The sequence below is a fragment of the Streptomyces sp. NPDC051020 genome (genome assembly GCF_040683105.1).
Taxonomy (GTDB): Bacteria; Actinomycetota; Actinomycetes; order Streptomycetales; family Streptomycetaceae; genus Streptomyces.
The window spans coordinates 1-1230 of the sequence record NZ_JBFBCG010000237.1 but is presented as its reverse complement, the minus strand read 5'-3'; the positions used below and the strand labels follow the sequence as shown (position 1 = coordinate 1230).

The window sequence follows — 1230 nt, the reverse complement described above, 5'->3', positions numbered from 1 at the left end:
GGGCGGTTTCCACTGATCGTTGCGAATCAGCGGTAGGCGAGTTCCTTTGACCAGCGTCTCATGGCCTCGGCGGGGGTGCGGTCGCCCAGGACGCGGCGGGGGCGTTCGTTGAGCTGCCGTTCGACTTGCACGAGGTCACGGGCGGTGCAGTGGGTGAGGCTGGTGCCTTTCGGGAAGTACTCGCGCAGCAGTCCGTTGGTGTTTTCGTTGGTGCCGCGTTGCCAGGGGCTGTGCGGGTCGCAGAAGTAGATCCGGAATCCCGTCAAGTCTTCTATCTCCTCGTGAAGGTAGAGTTCGCGGCCCTGGTCCCAGGTGAGGGTGCGTCGCAGCGAGGCGGGCAGGTCGGCGGTCTGCTCGACGAGTGCGTCGCGTATCTGCGGGGCTTTCCAGCCGTGCGGTAGGTGGATGAGGCGGACGTAGCGGGTGGCGCGGTCGACAAGGGTGCCGATGGCGGATGCCTGCGCCTTGCCGACGATCAGGTCGCCTTCCCAGTGCCCGGCCCGCCGACGCTCGTCGGCTTCCCGGGGCCGGGTGTGGACCGGGCGCATGCGCGGGATGGCGTTCTTGGAGGTTATGCCGCGGCGTTGCTTCTTGCGGCGGGTGCGCCGGGTACGCAGCCGGGCGGTGCGTTTCTCCAGGAGCCCGTTGTAGAGGGCGCGGTAGATGGTCTCCGGGCAGGCGTTCATCGCCGGTTGTCCGGGTTGGGTGCTGGCCAGGTGGCGGGTGATCTGCTGCGGTGACCAGCGCTCTTTGAGCTTGTCGTTGACGAAGTCGCGCAGCTGGGGGTTCGCACGGAGTTTCTCCGGCTTCGGGCGGCGCCGGCGGAGGATGGCCTGGTTGTGCGACCACCAGGGATTGTAGGTGCCGTCGGCGCCCCGGCCGCGGGAGATCTCCCGGTAGACGGTGGAGCGGTGCTTTTCGATGTCGTCGGCGATCGCCGACGCCGTGCGGCCGGCGAGCAGGCCCTCGGCGATCGCGATCCGGTCGTCCTGGGTCAGGTAGCGTTCGTCGATGGGCTTGTCGGGCAGCAGCATGCGTCCAGCCTTGATGAACCACAACGAGCCCGCGCTGGTGGATACGCCCACATGGCGGGCAGCGGCTGCCCCTTTCAGGCCACCTCTACGCAGTTCGAAGTACTCCTTGGGCACCGACAGCGGCAGCCGGTTCGGCGGATACTTCGGCATCGGACGGACTCCTTCCAGGAGTCGCAACCACCGATGGAAACCGCCC

Annotated in this window: 1 protein-coding gene; it reads right to left on the bottom strand. The window is 67.6% G+C overall.

The features are described from left to right. Positions 1 to 26: 26 nt before the first annotated feature. On the bottom strand, positions 27 to 1184 hold the full coding sequence (locus AB0N06_RS38935; protein WP_366139383.1) for an IS30 family transposase: 1158 nt from the start codon (positions 1182 to 1184) through the stop codon (positions 27 to 29). Positions 1185 to 1230: the final 46 nt, after the last annotated feature.

What these genes read in the sequence shown, in the direction of transcription:
- AB0N06_RS38935 (WP_366139383.1), bottom strand. Translation starts at nt 1,184, where the DNA reads ATGCCGAAGTATCCGCCGAACCGGCTGCCGCTGTCGGTGCCCAAGGAG.